We start from the raw sequence: 1,195 nt of genomic DNA on the forward strand, positions 1-1,195 counted from the left end.
CACCTGTGGTCCCGGTGGAGAAGAAGACGAGGATCGTGCTCAGCGTCCTGGCTGGTGAGGTCTCGATCGCGGAAGCCGCTCGTCGGGAGAAGGTCAGTGAGCAGTCGATCGGTCGGTGGAAGCTGGAGTTTCTCGAGGGAGGCAAGACGGCGCTGGCGGCGGGCAAGTCGGGCCCATCGACTCGTGAGCAGCAGCTTGAGGATGAGGTTGCAGATCTGACCCAGGCGCTGGGTGAGGCGGCGGTGGAGATCCGGGTGTGGAAGAAGAGCGCGGAGGGCCGGCTGGGCCCTTCGCGGACCTCGAGGTGATCCGTGTGGAAGCGGGCATGCCGACCGCGAGGTTCGTGAAGCTGATCGGCGTGCCCGAGCGTTCGTATCGGCGGTGGCAGGCGAAGGCGAAGCAGGCGCGGCCGCCGAAGGGTCCGTGGCCCCAGCCTGCGCGGACCGCCGCCCGCCCGCTGTTGGTGAGGCATGCGCTGGAGCACCCAGCATGGGGACACCGGAAGGTGTGGGCGATGGTCCGCCACGACGGGCACCGAGTCTCGCAGTCCACCGTGTTGCGTGCTCTCCGCGACGAGGGGCTGCTCCTGCCTGCGGAGTATCAGCGGGAGCGTCGTCAGCTCGCTGCGGAGCGCAAGGCGGCGTTCGCGAGGACCCCGACCGGTCCGAACCAGGTGTGGCAACTGGACTTCAGCGAGTTCGAGACCACCACTGGGGGCACGTGGCGGATCGCGGGGTGCCGAGACTGGTACTCCAAGCTGGAGCACCGGTTCCACACCTCGCCGACCGCGAATCAGCATGATGCGATCGCTGCGATCGAGATCGCCCTGGCCGACTATGAGCGCATGTTCGGGCGGCCTCTGGTGGATACCTGCCCGATTCATCCCGACACGGGCGAACTGGAGCCGGTGCTGACGATCGTGACGGACAACGGCGGCCCGTTCCGGTCACTGAACTTCCAGCTCTTCATCACCACGCATCCCGAGCTCAAGCATGTCCGGACAAGGGTCCGCACGCCGGGGCAGAACGGGTCACGCGAGCGCGGATTCGGGACACTGAAATACGAGCGGCTGTTCCTCGACGAGATCCCCGACGCCCTCGAGCTCGTCGAACGCGCCGAGGACTACCGCATCGAATACAACACCGTGCGCCCGCACGAAGCGATCGCCTGGAACCGGCCCCTGGACGTCCACCTC

At 67.1% G+C, this 1,195-nt stretch carries 2 protein-coding genes; both read left to right on the top strand.

Translation table 11 applies throughout. The features are described from left to right. On the top strand, positions 1 to 308 hold a 308-nt coding region (locus tag ACYVI5_RS18875), incomplete at its 5' end, for a transposase (RefSeq protein WP_460581600.1). Between the two features lie 17 nt (positions 309 to 325). Continuing rightward, on the top strand, positions 326 to 1,195 hold an 870-nt coding region (locus ACYVI5_RS18880), incomplete at its 3' end, for a transposase (RefSeq protein ID WP_460581601.1).

The sequence above is a fragment of the Humibacter ginsengisoli genome (genome assembly GCF_054780095.1).